The sequence below is a fragment of the Candidatus Nitrososphaera gargensis Ga9.2 genome (genome assembly GCF_000303155.1).
GTDB classification, from domain to species: Archaea; Thermoproteota; Nitrososphaeria; order Nitrososphaerales; family Nitrososphaeraceae; genus Nitrososphaera; species Nitrososphaera gargensis.
Map to the genome: position 1 here is coordinate 467,572 of NC_018719.1, position 17,189 is coordinate 484,760.

The following is a 17,189-nucleotide window of genomic DNA, read 5'->3' on the forward strand; positions in this document are numbered from 1 at the left end:
AAGCGAACACAACACATATGGAAGGGACTGGTCCTGCCTTACGGGCAGGCTTGTACCCTTTTTCATTCTCATTTTGAATCTTTATCTTTATCTGCTTTGATCCAGTACGCATATGTCGAATCCGAATTTTGGAGTATGGCGGCCCGTGGCCGAAAATGTTGAACTTAATGCCTTGGAGTCAAATTCCAACGCGGTGATGGCAGTTGCTGACACTGTGCGCACCACTCTGGGACCAAAGGGGCTTGACAAGTTGCTGATAGATCAGGCGATGAACAGGCATGTATCAAATGACGGCGTTACCATTCTTCTTTCCTTAAAAGCAATACATCCTGTAGCAAGGATGATAGTCGAGATTGCAGAAAGGCAGGAACAGCTTGTTGGCGATGGAACTACCACTGCAGTAGTAATGTCTGCAGAGATGATAAAGGAAGGGAAGAGGCTGGTAAAGGAGCTTGGGGTGCATCCTACTAAAGTAGTAGAAGGCATTGACAGCGGAGTTCGACATGCGTGCCAGCTGCTGGAAAGCGAGGCAAAGCGGATATCCATCAATGATGTTGAACTGGAGCAGATAGTAAGGACTTCTCTGGCATCAAAGCTTGATGGCAAGAGGCTTGCAGAACTTGTCATTTCTGCTTTGCGGACAGTCGGGGAAAACGCGCGCTACAATGGACAATATGATTTCAACAAGTCCATAATGGTAATCCGCAAGACCAGCATGGAAGATCAAATAATAAACGGAGTTGTCCTTGAAAGGAAAAAGCTAGATCCAGAGCTTCCGATGGAGATCCATAACGCAAAGGTAATGATAACCAAGCTTGACTTGAAGCCAGTAAAAGAATCTTGGATAAAAGAGAACAACAAGTATCAGGAGATCCTCTTGATGGAGAATGACAGGATCAAAAAATCAAAGGAGATGGTAGACGCGATGCTGGCCACTGGGGCTAACGTAATACTCATTGCCTCTCCGGAAGTCGACCAGGCAGTTGAGGATATGCTTGTTGCCAAGAGAGTTTTTGCGGCCAGAATCGCAACAGAAGAGATCGAGCATCTCTCCCGCTATACTGGAGCCAAACCTGTCCGCGTTATGGAAGATCTCAGCAGACCGGATATACTCGGCACAGCAGAGAGAGTAAGGGAGGATGAAGACAACAACATGATCTACCTTGAGGGCGGATCAGGTCGCAACATGGTCACCATAGTTGTGTCAGGTACAACCAAGGAGACTTCCCTTGAGCGCTGGCGGGCGGCAATAGATGGCGTCAACGCAGCCGAGGCGGCTCTTAACAAGGGGGTGGTTCCCGGCGGTGGAGCCGCGGAATTGCACGTAGTTGAAAAAGTGAAAAGCCTCCGGCTCAAGGGCCTAGAGCAGGTAGGACTCGAAGTTGTGACTTCGGCTCTTGAAAGCATAATGCGCCAGATACTTACAAATGCAGGCTTTAATGGCTTGGAGAAAGTCATGGCGGCAAAGGCATCTCCACCCGGCTTTGGAATAGACATAAACTCTGGCGAGCCGGTCGATATGTGGAAAATGGGCGTAATCGATCCGTTGATGGTCAAAACCATGGCGCTGCAGGCAGCAGGCGAGATTGCAAAATCAGTCCTGAGAATCGATAGGAATCTTGCAGCAGAAGATCTCAGCCAGCAGGCGCTGTCTGAAACAAAGAGGTGAGCGGCAAAGAGATGTTGATCAGGCACTGCGTCGAAGAAAACAACGTGGACGAGGAGATGAATGTGATAGATGCGACCAAGGTAAGGCACGTGACTGTAAAAGCAGGCAAAATTGAATCAATGTCTGGCCTTGTCGATCCTGCCTCGCACCTAAACTTGGACTACCCCGATCATAGAGTGACAATATGTGTTATAGCTGAGCAGTTTGCAGTCGGTGCAAAAGTAAGAATGGATGATGATGGGCTTCTTTTTGCGACCGTGCAGCGATCATCATACGGTCACTATGGAAAGGTCGATTACACACAAAGACTGGTTGAGCTGATAAGCGCCGTAAAGAAGAACCAACAATCGACAAGAAGCGCAGCAGCCAGCCAGCAAGAGCAACAGCAACAACAACAAGTGACCATCCAATGATAACAGTGGATTCAATAATTGGCAACATCTACAGAGACAAGAGCCTCGGAAAAAAATATGATGAAATGCTGTCCAAGTCACAAGCCGAATCAGTGAGGATAAACAGGATAGAGTCTCAGCGTGTCAGGATGCGCAAAACCTCAAACAAAGGAACAGACATTGCACTGACCCTGCCCTCTGGGACAAAGCTGCGGCATGGGGATATCCTCTTGAATACAAGCAACCAGATGATAGTAATAGAGCTTGAGCCAGAGAACGTCATATCGTTAGAAATAAAGAAAAATCTGCATGACGATGATGACCATGTTGTGCAGATTCCTGCAAGAATCGGCCACGCAATAGGCAACCTGCACAGGCCGCTAAAATTGCAGGGGAGGACGATCTACTTTCCCATCCAAGCCGAATCCGAGGTTGAAATGTTCAGAAAGATCTTTTCCCCACTTGAAGACCACTTGGAAATAAAGAGCATGAAAATGGTTTTTGAACCTGATGAGGGAATGGATGTCCATGAGCACTGAGCACGAACACACCATGACCGATATTGCTGACATTGGCATGATGCAGCTTGCAGATTCTTTCTTTCCAACAGGCATGTATACAACCTCCAGCGGGCTGGAGGCCATATTCTACAGCGAAAGGAAAAAAATGAGTCCGGACGAACTTCGGGACTTGGTCAAGGTATTTCTCGAACACCAGATAGGCCCTGCGGACTGCACCGCGCTTGGGAACGCCTACGAGCATGCTTCTAAAGGTAATCTTGACATGCTGCTGGAAGTAGATAATACGATACATGCAATGAAGCTCGTCAAAGAAATCAGAGAAGCATCTTCAAGATCGGGCACCCAGATGCTAAGATGCATCCATTCATTTTCCCAGACTAACAAGTTACTTGGTGGCTATCTGGCTGCACTAAAAGAAGGCAAGGGGCATGGAACGTATCCAGTCGCGCTTGCCATAGCCGCAAACGTTTTTTCCATCCCAAAACGCAAGGCCGGCATAATGATGCTCTATTCGTTTTCTGTGAGTATCATCGGAGCAGCGCTGCGCCTAGGGATGCTGCAGCATTTCGACGGCCAGAGGATCATTGACGAATTAAAGCCGATCATATCAAAGACTGTCGAGTCCTATATCGACAGATCGATAGAAGGAATCTGGCAGTTTGCTCCCCAACTTGATATCATCCAGATGACGCATGAAAGAATGAGCAGTAAAATGTTTATTACTTGAATGCTAATAATTTAGTGGAGGCACCAAAAATTGAGTAAAACTAGAATTCCAAGGGTCGGCGTTGGAGGTCCTGTCGGTTCAGGCAAGACAATGCTGATAGAAAAGGTGGTTCCTGTTCTGTCTGCAAGGGGCTACAAGGTTGGCATAATTTCAAACGACGTGGTTTCAAAGGAAGATGCGGATAGAATGCGCAGAAACCTTGCTCAGGAGCAGCATCTCATGCCAGAGGACCTAGTCATTGGGCTGGCCACTGGGGGCTGCCCGCACACAGCGGTAAGAGAGGATCCTTCAATGAACCTATCAGTCGTTGAGGAGATGGAATTGAAGCATGGATACCTTGACATGATCATGATAGAAAGCGGCGGAGACAATATCACCACTACCTTTAGTCCTGCCTTGGCGGATTATTTCATTTACATTATTGATGTATCGGGCGGAGACAAGTATCCTAGAAAGAGGGGCCTTGGAATAGAAACATGCGACCTGCTTGTGATAAACAAGATAGATCTAGCACCACTTGTCGGGGCTGACCTGTCTGTAATGGATAGAGATGCCAAGATCGTCAGAGGCAGCAAGCCCCATGTATTTGTAAACTGCAAAACAGGCGAGGGCATATCCAAAGTTGCAGAGCACCTAATCAGAGATGTTTTATTTGAGTCGCCACCCAAAGCCATTGCTAGACGCTGAAAAGTCCTTGGAAGATGTAAACAAGCTAGAGTATTACGTACCGTCAAGCATTCCCCCGGAGGTACTGGCATATGCATCAACGCTTGATCAGCTAGGCGTGGGGAAGGCTGGCAAACTAGGTGGCCTCATACTGAAGCTGGAAAAAGATGAAGTATCGGGCAAAACGGCCGTGAAGCAACAGTATTCCAGAGTCCCTCTTTACACTCAAAGGGCGTTATATTTGGAGGAAGCACTCCCGTCGATGGCCTACATGTACATTATTTCCCCATCAGGCGGCATACTGCAAGGAGACCGCTACAGGATGGACATAACGCTGAGAAGGGAGGCAATGGCTCATCTTACTACTCAGGGGGCCACCAGGATATATAGGATGGAAAAGAATTTTGCGACCCAGATCGTAAATATCACAGTAGAACAAGGTTGCTACCTTGAATATATCCCAGACCAGATAATTCCATACAGAAATTCAAGGTTCTACCAGATTGCAAATCTACATGTCCATGATAATGCTACCTTGGTGTATTCGGAGATGGTGACTCCTGGTAGGGTGGCAGGAGGGGAGCATTTTGATTATGATATCTGCTACATGAAAACCGTCGCAAAGAACCAGAAGGAGCGCCTGAGGTACTATGATGTTGCAATCTTGGAGCCCAAGAAGCGCAACATGGGGGCCTTTGGAGTATTGGAAAAGCTTGATGTTTTTGGCACCGTCTATGTCCTTACGGAAACGGAGAAAGTTTTGGAACTTTACGAAGAAATAAGCCGAGAAATCCGGAGGGTTGGAGGATTCTCTGGTGGCGCATCTATTCTGCCAGATAATAATGGCATCATTATAAGGTTGCTTGGCAGCACGGCAAGCGAAGTAAGGTCTGTGATCTTTGAAGTTGTAAGGTCGGTGAGAAAGGTGGTGCTGAATGCCCCATTCAGTGGAATTAGGAAAGGCTGACTGACTGGGACGCAGCCATGGGCGAATCCTGACTTTAGCCAAAACCAATCTTCCATGAGATAATACTTTGAATTGAGAATTCAGTACTTTTCTCTGAATTTCATAAATAATCTCCGGACCAATGCAAACCATGTCTGAAGAAAAAGAAATGACAGATGAACAAAAGGCAAAGGGGTATGGCACTACGAGGCATGGCAGTCATCTTACAAAGACGTCAGAAGGTGCAGCATCTTCAGAAGAGGTCGAGGAATCAGGCGGAAAAGAACCTCACGAAATAAAATAGCAACAAAATATTGGAACAGTTGACGAGAAATCTCTAGTGCAGACAGGCTTCGCATCTGATGCATTAGTGCTTGTCTGCAATGCCTGAAGTAAGTCATGATCTTATTTTATTCAGAATTGAAGTGTTCTTCTTCTTCTATAAGATTAGACCATTTACTACTTATGGCAGGTATGATAAAAACCCTCTGTCATGTCTAGCAGCTATGTCAGAATTGGCGTCAACACTGCTGGATTTGAACGCTACACTCCACTCCAGCAAGCCATCGAATTGCTGCAGAGACTCGAAAAAAGGAGTAGCAATGCAGAAAAGTTGGCTAGAGAGCTCGGCACCGAGGAGAACTTCATCAGCCATTTCATTAGATTTCTGCATGACATGCAATGGATCAGGTCCGATAATCGTGAGCTATGGTGCATAACCGAAAAGGGCGGTGTATGGCTGCATAATATTCAGGATATGCTGGAAGATAACAGGTAACAATAATAGCGACGAATGATTCGCGTCTCTTCTTTTTACCTTCTTCCTGTTATTAAAAACTCGGTGATTCTGACTTTATGCCCACTTTCTTCTTTGTGCAGATCAGCAAGCCACTTTGAATCGAAAACACCTTCGCAATCTTCACACCAAGCAGTTACGCTTTTCCGGTGCTTGTCAAATGCATTCATTATCGAGCTGAAAAATATATCACGACTGAATGTTATAAACATTTGCAGGTAGCATTGCTGGTGGTGTAAAATACTATGCTGGCTAGCGGACGGTTATTTCTGCACTGATAGGAATCCCGTTTGCAGAGACATGTTTCAAAAAATTGATGAACTTTGCGTAGCAATCAGTTCCTTCAAATGTTTGCGTGGTAAGCACGCCGGGCATCAGGGATGCATGGAGAGTTATAGAATCAGCACTTAATACAAGCTGCATTTGCTTGACCTGATTCTCATCAGTAGTAGGTTCCATACCATATCTCATTCTGTAACAATTTATTAATTATTTAGAGCAACTAATTTCAAAATATGCAGCAAGATCCAGTTCTGCTGGGTATAATCGCGTTTGGTCTATTGCACGGATTGAACCCATCGCATGGCTGGACGGTTGCAGTATTGTATTCTATTCGCAGCAAGGCGCCGCTGCGCAGCAGCATTATCAGTTCTGGAATAATTGCTGGTGCACACTTTTTTTCTTCTATTGTTGTTGTGGTCGCGTTCATTCTTGTTACAACATTTGTGGAGGTGCCACAGCTCTACCTCAACTATGTTGTAGCAGCCGCCTTGGCAGTATTGGCGTACATCTTTTGGAAGGAAAAAGGTACTGATGTCGTAGAATCACAGCATGGACATCTGCATCATGACATCATGGGACACACAGAGCACAAGCATTTGCACTGGCATGAAGATACCGGCAACCATGTCCATTTGCATGTGCACGAAAAGATATTCGTGCCTACCCTGGCTGCGATGGCAGGGCTTGCCTTGGCATTGGGTTTTGCGCATGAGGAAGAATTTGTCATCCTTACGCTTGCAGTTGGCGGCGTTAATCCCCTTTTCCTGATGCTGGCCTATGCAACTGCAGTTTCTGCTTCACTCATTGGGACAACCGTACTGGCCGTCAAAATATATGCGCGTATAGAACGTAGAGTAATCAGATATGCAAAGTATCTTCCCAAGGTAAGTGCAGTAATACTGGCCGCAATGGCGGCAGGCTTTGCGCTTGGTGTCCTTTAGGAAAAAATATTCAATGAATGATAAGACGATGCTGCAAATGCCTTACATCTTTGCCTTGATCAGCGCGGCATATATGAATGGCAAGAGCGTAGTTGCCTCGCCGTGGATGGTAACCTGCCTTGCCTTGGCAGTCACTTTGCCCCACGATATCGCCTCCGCTACAAGGGCGCCACTCAGGCTCCCGTCCCATTCAGGCGCCGTGGTAATGTAGACAGCATAGTCAAGCCCGCCCCTGAACTGGTTCCACCAGAGCGTGTGGTGCTTTGAAATGCCGCCGCCTATCATGAACGCGCCAGACCTTTTGGCTTCAAAGACAATGTCAGATAGCTTGCTCTGGTCCTTCAGGATGTCCACCTTGAAGTCCTTGTGCTGCTGGTAAAAGAACCAGACCTGGCTGCCTACGGCGCCATCAACGATGCCGGGCACTATCACTGGGATTCTGTTCTTGTGGGCCCAGTACAGGAATGATGACTTGTCAAGCGTGCTCCCGATATAGTCGGTTATCTCGTATGTCGAAACGCTGCGTTTGCCTTCCTTGTACATATCTGCCAAGCACTTTTGGATCTTTTCTTCGATGAGCGGGCCATAGTTGCCCATGGGAACCAGCACGTTGCCAAGTCTGTGGATATCCTTGTCAAGCAGCATCCCGTCGTCCATTCTAAAGTCGCCGGCGTAGTACTTGTCGTAGGCCCTTGCAATGTCGTGATCGAGTGCGCCGCATGTAGTGATAATGACATCACACATTTTGTTTCTTACCATGTCGCGGATAATGCCTCTTGCTCCAGTCGACATCAGCGCGCCCACAAAGGACATGAACTTGGTGCAACTCTTGTCGTCTATCATCCTGCGCAGGATATCGACGCCATCGGCAAGGTTCCGTGACTCAAAGCCTCCAGAACGGGTCATGCTGGAAAAGATGGAATTGACATCATCATTCTGTTCAATCGAGTAATCTCTTACTGGGCTGCGTAAAAGTTCCTTATCCTTTTTCGCTCTGCCGGCCATTGCAGGCTCTGTCAGGGCGCCTAGACTAATGAGTCTTTCTTGCTATCTATTTAGCTTCCTCTTTTTTCCACCAGTACTGCTGGTTCAGGCGGCGGGTCCTTTCTATATGCCAGCTTGAGCCAGACAGGCGTGATTATCGTGCTCACAGCAACCATAATTACCCTGGTGCTGAACAGGTTGGTCGATAGGACTCCTGCAGACGCGCCTGTTGCCACAACTATAAGTCCAACTTCGCCCCTTGATATCATGCCTATTCCTACTTTCATCGCTTTTCTCCTGTCCTTCAGAAATATTATTGATAGAAGCCCGCAGTCGACCAGCTTTGTTCCAACTGCCACTGCGATTGTGATGCCTGCTAGGGCCAACACTTTGACGTTGACTCCCCTGAGATCCACTCTGGCACCTATTATCGCAAAGAAGAGGGGGCAAAAACAATGTCCAGTTTCTCTGCGTATTGCCTTATCTGCTGGAAGGCCTTGGAGGCAGTTACTGCCATGCCGGCAGCAAAAGCGCCTACTATTGGCGACAGGCCTGCAAAGGATGCTGCTCCGGAAACTGCAAAACAGGCCGCCGTCGCTGCGACTTCTGTACTTCCATGCGGCTTCCAGATTTCCAAGTTCAAGAGGCGTGGTATTGCAACAACTGAAGCTACGAGTGTGGCGGCATAGATCCCAAGAATCTGCAAAAGGGACAGGGCAACGCCGTTGATATTGGGGTTGATGTTTCCTGTCCTGACCATGGTGAGAACCACGGACAGCACTGTAATAGCCAGCACGTCGTCTGCGACTGCCGCACCCAAGATGAGCCTGCCTTCTCTGGATTGCAGCCTTCCAAGCTCGCTCAATACTTTGACTGAGATGGCTATGTTGGTGGCTATCAGGGCCGTGGCCACAATTATCACATGCAGCGACTCGATGCCTATTGAGACAAATACGAAATAGCCTACAAAGAACGGAGCGACTACCCCGAGAGCTCCTACTGTAAACGATGGGGCACCGAGCTTCATGAGCTCCTTTGGAGTGGTTCCCATCCCTGCCACAAAAAGAATAATGATCGCCGAGATTTCACCAATAATGAGCACCGTTTCGTCAAGCATGACTATAGGGCGCCCGTCGATGAGCAACAGGCCGCCGATGGCAAAGGGGCCTATTATGATGCCAGCAATTATCTCTCCCAAGACTATGGGCTGCTTCATCCTCTGTACCAATCTTGCCATGAGCTTAGCGGCAAAGAGCAGTATGGTTAGAGTGACGAGAACTTGAAGGACATGTTCAGTAGCCAAGCATAGCACTATCCTCAGCTAGAATAATAATATCAAAAGAAGACTTTTCCAATTGGCTGGCCCTGTCCTGGCTAGGATCAGGTTGATTTTATTATTTTTCCCTACTCGCTAGAACATCAGTCATGCTATTATCTCACATTATCATCACTTCTGACAATGCCAGCTTTACCAATAATGACGACGACGAATTGCACAAACAACATCGCCCTTGGTAAGCAGTAGTGAATTTTTAATAGAGGTGTCTTTGTAGCAAAATAGTGGACAGCAGGCATACATTCACCGGCAGGAAAATTGATCCCCAAAAAGTTTCTGCAAACATGACCGTTCCAGACCTGATCAGGTTTTACGGCTCGACCGGCTACAACGCGCGCCGGCTTGCCGAAGCTGCAGAGATACTGCAGGACATGATAGACACCAACTCGACTGTCTGCCTGACCCTCGCAGGTGCAATGACCCCGATCGGGCTTGGCCGGACAATCTCGGAAATGATAGAGAAGGGCTTTATAGACTGGATCGTGGCGACCGGTGCCAATGTCTATCATGACCTCCATTTCGCTTACGACCTGCCAGTGAGGCAGGGCCATTTTGACGTTGACGACGACATCCTTTACGCAAAGCAGATTGTGAGGATTTATGACGTTTACATAAAGGAGATGGGAACGCTCCAGGCGCAGGACCTGATAGTGCAGAAGGAGATCAGGAGGGCAAAGGACATGCCGCCCAATGCGTCCACGGCCGATATCGCCTACGCGCTTGGCAAGGCGGCAAAGGAAAATGCCAAGCATCCGGAAAAGTCATTTCTGGTCAAGGCGTACGAGCACAAGGTGCCAGTGTACATGCCAGCGATAAGCGACTCGTCGATCGGCCTCAACATGCTGCCGCTCCTGTTCGAAGGCAAGGGCGTGTTTCCAAACGTCATACTTGATGTCGCCGAGTCTGCCGCCATCCTGTGGAAGAGCGATAGGTCAGGCGGGCTTGAGCTTGGCGGCGGGGTTCCCAAGAACTTTTTCCAGCAGACCGGGCCTGCACTGTACCAGATCCTAAAGATAAAGGAGGGCGGACAGGACTACCTCATACAGCTGACAGACGCACGACCGGACACAGGCGGGCTCTCTGGCGCTACGCTGCAGGAGGGCAAGAGCTGGGGCAAGATCAAGACCTCTCATAGGGGCAACGTCATCGTCTATGGCGACTCGTCTGTCTACTTTCCGCTGCTCTGCTCATACGCAATGTCTGTGTGCAGCCCAAGGAAGCACAAGCAGCTGTACGAAAAAAAGGATGCATGGGTAGAGGAAATGAAAAGGACATACTTTAAGAACAAGAAATAGAGAGTCAGTCATATCACGCAAAGCTTTCTGTCTTGGCCATCCATTTCCCGGATCTCTTGACAGTCTCTATCTGGCCGACAAGCTTGCCATTTGAATATACCTTGCCATATTCAGAGGAGCTCCCAAACATCGCCGACAGGAGGTCGCGCTTTTCGTGGTAGCCGGACTCGATCACCTTGGCGCGCATCTTGCCGCTTGCCTTTTGGATGATGCTGCGCGCAGCGGACCAGTCACCGGTCCAGACTATCATTTCAAAGTTTCCGAATTTGGTAGTCTGCATCGTGTAGCCTGACAGTTTTGCTTCAAACTTTTGGCCATTCTTTTTCGCCTGAGCGTTCATCCACTCGACGATCTCTTGCGCTTTGCCCTGCTCTACTCCGAAACTGTCAGCTCCGGCCAACTCTTATTCAAACACCTTGCAGCGTATTTAATTGTAAATACTTTTCAGCTTATCATATATGTTACATATGAAGAGGAAGAGCGCAAGACAACCGATAAACTTCAGCTCAAGCTGCTGTCAAAAGAAAAATTGCAGGGCACAGACATAATGACGTTCAGGCTTGCCCGAGGTCCGTTGGATTATGCCGCAGGACAGTATGTGCGTTCTTCAAGCTAGACGGAGTTTCAGGGGATCTCAAAGGGCCAATCAGGCACTTTACGATTGCATCCTCGCCAACCGAGCAGGATTACATCTTGATAATCACCATAATAAGGGACAGCCTGTACAAGCAAAAGCTGGCATCGCTGACCGATGGCACAGAAATCCTTGCATGGGGGCCGTAGAGAGAGTTTGTGCTGCATGACGATCAAAGCCGGCAATATTTCTGTCAGGCGGGATCGGGGTCACACCGTTTAGAAGCATGATAAAATACGCCACAGATAGATGCTTGCCTCTCAAGATAGTGATGTTTGACTCTAACAGGAATGAAAGCAACATCCTGTACAAACAGGAATTTGATAGGTGGGCTCTGGACAATAAAAAACCTAAAGATAATCTACACAGTCACGGACGAAAACGCCGTAGGATCATGGAGCGGGAAGCGTGGCAGGATAAACAAAGAAATGATTACAAGACACCTTGGCAGCGACGAGATTGCAAACGCTATTTTCTATATCTGCGGCCCGCCGGCCATGCTCAAGGCAATGCAAGAGCTGCTGCAAGAATTTCAGGTGCAAGAAGAAAGGATCAAGGTTAAAGAGTTTACGGGCTACTGATTGTCCTCTGCATGTTTGCCAGAATATCGATGATAGCCAGCCTTATTGAAGAGATGCCTGTCCTGAAGGGGAACGCTCCATTACCTCTGCCGGTAATTGAGTCGACCCATTCGTAAAATGCAAGCATGCTGTTGTTATCGCTGTGCTCGCCTTGGATCAGGATCGAAAGCAGGTGGTCGCATTCTTCAAACCTGCGAAGCCGGCTTCTTGCAAGCATCTCTGCCCCCGTGATCCAAGGCCAGAAAGTGTGGTTGTGGTATTCGTTTGGGTGAAGTACCCATGGGCCAGTGGTCTTGAGCTCTACTTCTGTAACCAGCGGCCACTTTTCCTTCCATATCCTAGCTTTAATGGCATCCAGCGTGCTGCTGGCGTGCTTGGTAAATTCGGGGCTTGCCGGCTCTTTTTTCCTGTCTTTGTGGACGCTGAGAATGTCGCTGGTGGTGTTTTCGGTGACTGCAATCATATAAAATACAACATCTTGTGTGAGCGTCTTGTAGGGGCCGCCTATGTGATGCTCCTCCTGCAGGTCGATGTAGGTCCCTTCTTCTTCCAGCCACAATTTTTCCTCTACCGCCTTTACCGATCTATTGGCTAGCGCCATAATCCTGTTGGCGTCTTCGTCCTTGCCAAGCTCTGCCAGAAGAGAAGAGAGGTTGCTCAGGGCAAGTATCCAGCATGCCTGGCTGTAGACTATTTTTCCGGACCTAAGCACAGTGTCCATCCAGTCTTCGTTATGGCCCTGCTCAAGCAACCCATCGCCATCAATGTCCCGGCCTACTAAGTAGTCTACTCCCTTTAGCATCCGGGGAAGTACAAAGTCTATGACGGTTGAAGGGTCGGATACTGTTCTTGATATCCTCGCTTCTAGCGACTCTGTAATGTAAGACAGCTGCGGCGCCGAAACCAGCCCGGCCTTCAGATAGGCATTCAGGATCCACGATGTGGCAGAAATCATTAATGCAGTCGAATCAATGTCAGGGTCTTGACCGTACACCTCGGAAAAACCATGAAATATGGTCGTAGGGAGCGCCCCTTCAAACCTCTTTTCGGTTTCTGACGTGGCTACCTGTGAAAGGTATCTCATCTCTGGCGACCCCCTGCCGTAGATTATCTTCTCGCGGCCTGCTGCAATCTGGTGGGACCAGATGAACATCAGTTCACGCATCACGGCTTCAGCATGACCGGCTAGGAACCAGTCTCTGAGTATGTATGATGCGTCCCTGCACCATATTGCCTTGTAGTATCCTCCGGGGTTTATCCCTTGGCGAATGTAATCTTCAGTCGTTTCCATGAATCTTTCTGCTTTTGAAACAAATGGATTCAAGGCATCGGCGAGATCAGAGGAGTTCACCATCCATTGAAGTAAGCACTCTTTTCTTTTTTTAGGTTACAATCCTTATCTGCGATATGTGCTAATTGAAAGACATTGTCGAAAGAATCATTTGCAGAATACAGGTGCCGCTCGTGCGGGCAGCAGTTTAGCAGCCTGGGAGACATGCAGAAGCACATCTTAATTGAGCATTTTCAGACCGGGGACATCCCAGCCAAAGAGGATGCACAAAGAGAAGCACAGGCTGCCTAGACCTTGTGGACTCTGCTTGTTTTCCTCTCCTCTGCTATGTCCTTGTCCTTTCCAAAAGGATGCCCGCCAAAGCCATGCCTCATCAACGCTATGGCCTTGTAAGCGTTGCTTTCGCTCATCCTTGACTTGAACAGCTCCATTACGGCTTGGGAAATTATGGGTATTGGGATTTCTTTGCTAACCGCGTCTTGAACGAGCCAGTTGACCTCACCGGTGTCCTCGACGTAGCTCTCCACCTTGTCGATGCCCTGCTCTCTCAAACCTCTCTCCATGAGCTCTACAAGCCACCCTCTGATGACAGAGCCGTTTGACCAGTTCTTGAAAATCTTCTGTAGGTCAAGCCTGAAATCGCTTTTTCGTAGCAGCTCAACGCCCTCCCCTATCGATTGCAGCATGCCAAATTCGATCCCATTATGAACCAGCTTGACAAAGTGGCCACTTCCCGGCTGGCCTGTATGCACGTATCCGTCCTTTACGGATAACGCAGTCAAAAGGGGCTCGGCTATCCTGACGCCTTCTTGTCTGCCGCCGACCATAAAGCACGCACCGTATCGGGCTCCTTCCAGCCCACCACTTGTGCCGCAGTCAAGAAAATAGATGCCCTTTTCCCACATCCTTTTCTCCCTTTCGATAGAATCTAGGTAGAATGAATTGCCGCCATCCATCACCACGTCTCCTTTTGCAAGGTAGGCTGCCAGCTCGTCAAGCACAGTATCTACAGTGGGGCCTGCAGGCAGGGAGAGATATACGACCCTTGGCTGTTTCAGATGCCTTGCAAAAGAGTCATAGTCCGTCACTACCCTGATCCCTTGCTTTTCCAATTCCGGCTTGCTCTTTCTCGCTTTTCCAATGACGTCTATCTTTTTTTCGTGGGCCTGCATGGCGAGGTTCCCACCCATCTTGCCAAGGCCGACTATTCCAAGCTGCCGCATATATATCTCCTAGCCACCACCCGTAAGCCCGCCAAAGGCAAGAAACTCTATCATCTCGCTCCCGTCGTTTGTTATCGAATGAACCGCCTTTTCCGGTATGTAAATGACGTCGCCGTCCCTGAACCGGGCGCTTTCGCCGCCCACTTTGATCTGGCCTGACCCGCTGATTATGTAGTACACTTCTTCATGATCTTGGTGGTCGTGCGGCTCGTACGACAGGGTCGGCTGCAACTTGGCAAGCGAAACATAAGTGATGGTCTTTAGGCATTGAAACTTGGGGTCAACTTCAACTTCGATATCGCCACTAGTCTTGGCGGGCATACCAAGCAGCCGCCAGTCCAGCCCGCTCTTGTGGGCTATGGTCGGGTGGACGTTTCTCCAGTTCCTTACTACTATGACCATTGATCACACAGGTGCCCAACAAATTATTTTACTATATCAAACAGGACCGCTCTGGCAGGCGACCCGTCGATCCCCTTCAGCGGCAGGGGCAGGCACACAAAAAACATCCTACTGCCTGCAAACTGCTCCAAATTGACAAGGTTTTCAATTATCCCGATGTTGCTGGCAAGAAGCATCTTGTGGACAGGCGCGTCCTTTACTCCATACTTTTCTACGCTCGGGGTGTCAATGCCTACACACCTGACTCCATGCTCTGTGATCCATTTAGCTGCAGAAACATCAAGGTAGGCAAAGTCGGTGGGGCGGTCGCCCGTGCCAGTGTGGATAAGCACAATGTCGCCGCTTCTGATGTCGTTGCAAGAAAAGTCGCCGGCGGTTATGCTGCTTTTGCCTGAAGCATCGATAATCGCGGCCTCGCCAACGAATTTGTCAAGAGGCTCCATGTCTATTCCGTTTCCGTCCTGAAGAAAATGCCACGGCGCGTCAACATGGGTTCCAGTATGGGAGCCAAGTGTGATTCTGGTGACATTGGCTTTGCCGTCTTCTTTGATAGTCACATGAGGTTCGAATTTTGGTCGTGGGTCTCCCGGATAGACCTGCATGTCTTCACTTATTGTCCGGGTCAGGTCATGGATTCTCGATAGTTTCAAAAGAGCTGTCCTCTTTTGCCTTGTAATAATAATAGTATGTGTCTGCGCGCCGGGTAAAGAGGCCGACTTCAACCACGCCTGCGATGCTTTTGAGCTCAACTTCCTGCCGCCTGATGTCTGATGATGGTGGAAAGTCAAATTCTGTGTCTAGAATAAAGTTGCCGTTCTCTGTAACGTATGGATAGCCTTCCCTTAGCATCCTCATTTTCGGCCTGCCGCCAACCTCTTCTAGCTTTTTCCTGACAACATGAACTGCAAAAGGGTGAGTTTCAATCGGAACCGGCCAGCTGAAGGTGGGCACAAATTTTGTGGATTCTGCCGCAATTACGATCTTCTTGGCGGCAGAGTGGACTATTTTCTCTCGCGAAAGGGCACCGCCTCCACCCTTTATCATGTTGAATCTGGCATCGATCTCGTCAGCGCCATCAAAAACAACATCAACTTCTGGCATCCTGTTCTCCCCCACCAATTTCAGCCCGCTGCATTCGGCTTCAAGCTTTATCTGGAATGAAGTTGGGATGCACTCAAGAGTATCCTTCCTGTCAAAATTTGCCATCTCCCTTACGATGGCAGCCGCCATCGGACCGCTTCCAAGGCCAACTACCTGGTCAGGCTTTACAAAGCGCTCAACTGTTTCTTTTGCCAAATTCCTGGCAGCTTCTTGGAACGATCGCGGGATCCAGTTCGTTTCTTGTAAACCCGCATACATGGCATATAGCTTGCGCCATATCGATTAAAAAAGTTGCAACAACAACAATGCCTAGGCAGAAGTGGCCGTCGTTTTTCTGCTGCCGCGAGCTTCTATGCTGAAATGCGGCATTACCTTTTTGCTGAACATCTGGATAAATTTTATCTCGTCGGGGCTCGTGCTGTGGACATAGACCCTTGTAAAACCTACTTTAAAGTAGTCCTCTATAGATTTTATGCAATCCTCTATTGAAGTTGTTATCTGGATGGCTTGCTTGATCTTTTCATCAGGGACTTTGCTTTCCGCTTTTTGCTGGAGGCTTCTTGGGTCGCTGATGTCAGAGTCAAACACGTTCTTTATGAGAGTAGCTCGCCAGAAAGTTGCAGACTTGAAAGCCTCGTCATAATCCTCAGAAAATGACACCTTGTATTCCGCTATCTTTTCCAAAGAATCTTTATCCCTTCCTTCTTTTTCAGCTGTCGCATCAAATATGTGAAGCACCTTGCCTGCCTCGGCTGCTGGCAAGTAGGTTATCAGGCCGTCTGAATATTGCGCGGCAACCTTTGCTGCCTGCTTTCCGGTTGCGGCCATATACACGGGTATCTTGGTAGAGGGTGGAGTGTACAGCTTGGCGTCGCGGATTAGAAAATACTCTCCGTTGAAATTCACAAATCCTTCATCATCTACACCTTGACCCCATAGCTCCTTGATTATCTGGATCGCTTCTTTCGTCCTTGCAAGCCTCGCCCTTGCCCTCGGCCAATCAAACCCAAGCGGGGCCTCGTTCATGGCTTCTCCGCTACCAAGTCCAAGCCCAATGCGACCCGGGTAAAGTACATCAAGAGACGCGAATGCCTGAGCGATAATGGCAGGATGATACCGATAGACTGGAGCAGTCACGCCTGTAACAAACTGCATCCTCTTTGTATTTTCTGCCGCGGCGGCCATCCAGATCCACGTAAAGTTGCCAAATGCGCCATCGTGCCACCAAGGGTGGAAATGATCGCTGGTCATTGTCGTTGCAAACCCACTCTTCTCTGCCTCGGTGACAAATTTTAGCAAATCCTGCATCGAATACTGCTCTTGGGCAGCCCAATATCCCAATGCCCTTCCCATTGACTAGTAATGGCACACTTTTCGCAAAAACGTTTGCAATGATAATAAT

General features: G+C 48.6%; 21 protein-coding genes and 1 pseudogene. 12 read left to right on the top strand and 10 right to left on the bottom strand.

The genetic code is table 11. The annotated features are described in order from the left end of the window. Positions 1-112: 112 nt before the first annotated feature. The 9 genes from NGAR_RS02845 to NGAR_RS02880 all read left to right on the top strand — a co-directional run bounded on the left by NGAR_RS02845 (position 113) and on the right by NGAR_RS02880 (position 6,940). Positions 113-1,669 carry a TCP-1/cpn60 chaperonin family protein gene (locus NGAR_RS02845; protein WP_015018103.1) on the top strand — a complete coding sequence of 519 codons (1,557 nt, stop codon included), beginning with the start codon at positions 113-115 and terminating at the stop codon, positions 1,667-1,669. Then, positions 1,666-2,082 carry a hypothetical protein gene (locus tag NGAR_RS02850; RefSeq protein ID WP_015018104.1) on the top strand — a complete coding sequence of 139 codons (417 nt, stop codon included), beginning with the start codon at positions 1,666-1,668 and terminating at the stop codon, positions 2,080-2,082. The genes NGAR_RS02845 and NGAR_RS02850 overlap by 4 nt, the downstream gene beginning before the upstream one ends. Then, positions 2,079-2,600, top strand: coding sequence for an urease accessory protein UreE (locus NGAR_RS02855; protein WP_015018105.1), 522 nt, complete (start codon positions 2,079-2,081; stop codon positions 2,598-2,600). The genes NGAR_RS02850 and NGAR_RS02855 overlap by 4 nt, the downstream gene beginning before the upstream one ends. Continuing rightward, entirely contained in the window at positions 2,590-3,309 is a 720-nt protein-coding gene (locus NGAR_RS02860; RefSeq protein ID WP_187147630.1) for an urease accessory UreF family protein, read from the top strand. Before NGAR_RS02855 ends, NGAR_RS02860 begins: the two co-directional genes overlap by 11 nt. A 30-nt stretch (positions 3,310-3,339) precedes the next feature. Continuing rightward, the gene (ureG, locus tag NGAR_RS02865) at positions 3,340-3,996 is read left to right on the top strand and encodes an urease accessory protein UreG (RefSeq protein WP_015018107.1); all 657 of its coding nucleotides are present in this window, start codon (positions 3,340-3,342) and stop codon (positions 3,994-3,996) included. Positions 3,997-4,003: 7 nt separating this feature from the next. Then, positions 4,004-4,942, top strand: a complete 939-nt coding sequence (locus NGAR_RS02870) for an urease accessory protein UreD (protein ID WP_228369265.1) — start codon at positions 4,004-4,006, stop codon at positions 4,940-4,942. Positions 4,943-5,072: 130 nt separating this feature from the next. Beyond that, positions 5,073-5,225 (top strand): hypothetical protein, encoded by a 153-nt coding sequence (locus NGAR_RS17110; protein WP_187147631.1) that lies wholly within the window; start codon positions 5,073-5,075, stop codon positions 5,223-5,225. A 189-nt stretch (positions 5,226-5,414) separates the two neighbouring features. Then, a complete protein-coding gene (locus NGAR_RS02875) occupies positions 5,415-5,699 on the top strand; it encodes a hypothetical protein (protein WP_015018109.1) in 285 nt (94 codons plus the stop codon). Positions 5,700-6,232: 533 nt separating this feature from the next. Beyond that, positions 6,233-6,940 (top strand): nickel/cobalt transporter, encoded by a 708-nt coding sequence (locus NGAR_RS02880; protein ID WP_015018111.1) that lies wholly within the window; start codon positions 6,233-6,235, stop codon positions 6,938-6,940. A 42-nt stretch (positions 6,941-6,982) separates the two neighbouring features. Here the strand turns inward: NGAR_RS02880 and NGAR_RS02885 are convergent, their stop codons facing one another. From NGAR_RS02885 to NGAR_RS02890, 3 genes are read right to left on the bottom strand one after another with little or no spacing between them, the layout of a single operon-like run. Then, positions 6,983-7,945 (bottom strand): deoxyhypusine synthase, encoded by a 963-nt coding sequence (locus NGAR_RS02885; RefSeq protein ID WP_015018112.1) that lies wholly within the window; start codon positions 7,943-7,945, stop codon positions 6,983-6,985. A gap of 50 nt (positions 7,946-7,995) precedes the next feature. Beyond that, positions 7,996-8,340 carry a cation:proton antiporter domain-containing protein gene (locus tag NGAR_RS18660; RefSeq protein ID WP_015018113.1) on the bottom strand — a complete coding sequence of 115 codons (345 nt, stop codon included), beginning with the start codon at positions 8,338-8,340 and terminating at the stop codon, positions 7,996-7,998. 11 nt (positions 8,341-8,351) lie between these two features. Continuing rightward, a complete protein-coding gene (locus tag NGAR_RS02890; protein WP_266190382.1) occupies positions 8,352-9,227 on the bottom strand; it encodes a cation:proton antiporter in 876 nt (291 codons plus the stop codon). Positions 9,228-9,484: 257 nt separating this feature from the next. Between NGAR_RS02890 and NGAR_RS02895 the strand changes: the two genes are divergently transcribed. Further along, positions 9,485-10,555 carry a homospermidine biosynthesis protein gene (locus tag NGAR_RS02895; RefSeq protein ID WP_015018115.1) on the top strand — a complete coding sequence of 357 codons (1,071 nt, stop codon included), beginning with the start codon at positions 9,485-9,487 and terminating at the stop codon, positions 10,553-10,555. Between the two features lie 13 nt (positions 10,556-10,568). Here the strand turns inward: NGAR_RS02895 and NGAR_RS02900 are convergent, their stop codons facing one another. Next, positions 10,569-10,955, bottom strand: coding sequence for a hypothetical protein (locus NGAR_RS02900; protein WP_148680877.1), 387 nt, complete (start codon positions 10,953-10,955; stop codon positions 10,569-10,571). A 460-nt stretch (positions 10,956-11,415) separates the two neighbouring features. Here NGAR_RS02900 and NGAR_RS19215 point away from each other — a divergent pair. Further along, positions 11,416-11,478, top strand: a pseudogene (locus NGAR_RS19215) (hypothetical protein); the annotation flags it as partial. A 31-nt stretch (positions 11,479-11,509) separates the two neighbouring features. Continuing rightward, positions 11,510-11,770: a ferredoxin reductase domain-containing protein gene (locus tag NGAR_RS02905; RefSeq protein ID WP_015018118.1), complete on the top strand. Its 261-nt coding sequence runs from the start codon at positions 11,510-11,512 to the stop codon at positions 11,768-11,770. Here NGAR_RS02905 and NGAR_RS02910 read toward each other — a convergent pair. The 6 genes from NGAR_RS02910 to NGAR_RS02935 form a co-directional block, all read right to left on the bottom strand. Next, positions 11,757-13,061, bottom strand: a complete 1,305-nt coding sequence (locus NGAR_RS02910; RefSeq protein ID WP_228369266.1) for a GH116 family glycosyl hydrolase — start codon at positions 13,059-13,061, stop codon at positions 11,757-11,759. The genes NGAR_RS02905 and NGAR_RS02910 overlap by 14 nt on opposite strands. A gap of 287 nt (positions 13,062-13,348) precedes the next feature. Then, a complete protein-coding gene (gene gnd / locus NGAR_RS02915) occupies positions 13,349-14,284 on the bottom strand; it encodes a phosphogluconate dehydrogenase (NAD(+)-dependent, decarboxylating) (RefSeq protein WP_015018121.1) in 936 nt (311 codons plus the stop codon). Positions 14,285-14,293: 9 nt separating this feature from the next. After that, positions 14,294-14,686, bottom strand: coding sequence for a cupin domain-containing protein (locus tag NGAR_RS02920; protein ID WP_015018122.1), 393 nt, complete (start codon positions 14,684-14,686; stop codon positions 14,294-14,296). 23 nt (positions 14,687-14,709) lie between these two features. Further along, positions 14,710-15,336 (bottom strand): cyclase family protein, encoded by a 627-nt coding sequence (locus NGAR_RS02925; RefSeq protein ID WP_015018123.1) that lies wholly within the window; start codon positions 15,334-15,336, stop codon positions 14,710-14,712. Then, positions 15,314-15,982 (bottom strand): ribose 5-phosphate isomerase A, encoded by a 669-nt coding sequence (gene rpiA, locus NGAR_RS02930; RefSeq protein WP_266190383.1) that lies wholly within the window; start codon positions 15,980-15,982, stop codon positions 15,314-15,316. The genes NGAR_RS02925 and rpiA overlap by 23 nt, the downstream gene beginning before the upstream one ends. 114 nt (positions 15,983-16,096) lie before the next feature. Beyond that, positions 16,097-17,140: a TIGR03557 family F420-dependent LLM class oxidoreductase gene (locus NGAR_RS02935; protein ID WP_148680879.1), complete on the bottom strand. Its 1,044-nt coding sequence runs from the start codon at positions 17,138-17,140 to the stop codon at positions 16,097-16,099. Between the last annotated feature and the right edge of the window lie 49 nt (positions 17,141-17,189).

Coding starts and splice junctions, on each gene's coding strand:
- NGAR_RS17110 (WP_187147631.1), top strand. CDS start 5,073: ATGTCTGAAGAAAAAGAAATGACAGATGAACAAAAGGCAAAGGGGTAT.
- NGAR_RS02885 (WP_015018112.1), bottom strand. CDS start 7,945: ATGGCCGGCAGAGCGAAAAAGGATAAGGAACTTTTACGCAGCCCAGTA.
- NGAR_RS02935 (WP_148680879.1), bottom strand. CDS start 17,140: ATGGGAAGGGCATTGGGATATTGGGCTGCCCAAGAGCAGTATTCGATG.
- NGAR_RS02875 (WP_015018109.1), top strand. CDS start 5,415: ATGTCTAGCAGCTATGTCAGAATTGGCGTCAACACTGCTGGATTTGAA.
- NGAR_RS02910 (WP_228369266.1), bottom strand. CDS start 13,061: ATGGAAACGACTGAAGATTACATTCGCCAAGGGATAAACCCCGGAGGA.
- gnd (WP_015018121.1), bottom strand. CDS start 14,284: ATGCGGCAGCTTGGAATAGTCGGCCTTGGCAAGATGGGTGGGAACCTC.
- NGAR_RS02920 (WP_015018122.1), bottom strand. CDS start 14,686: ATGGTCATAGTAGTAAGGAACTGGAGAAACGTCCACCCGACCATAGCC.
- NGAR_RS02860 (WP_187147630.1), top strand. CDS start 2,590: ATGAGCACTGAGCACGAACACACCATGACCGATATTGCTGACATTGGC.
- NGAR_RS02855 (WP_015018105.1), top strand. CDS start 2,079: ATGATAACAGTGGATTCAATAATTGGCAACATCTACAGAGACAAGAGC.
- NGAR_RS02880 (WP_015018111.1), top strand. CDS start 6,233: ATGCAGCAAGATCCAGTTCTGCTGGGTATAATCGCGTTTGGTCTATTG.
- NGAR_RS02845 (WP_015018103.1), top strand. CDS start 113: ATGTCGAATCCGAATTTTGGAGTATGGCGGCCCGTGGCCGAAAATGTT.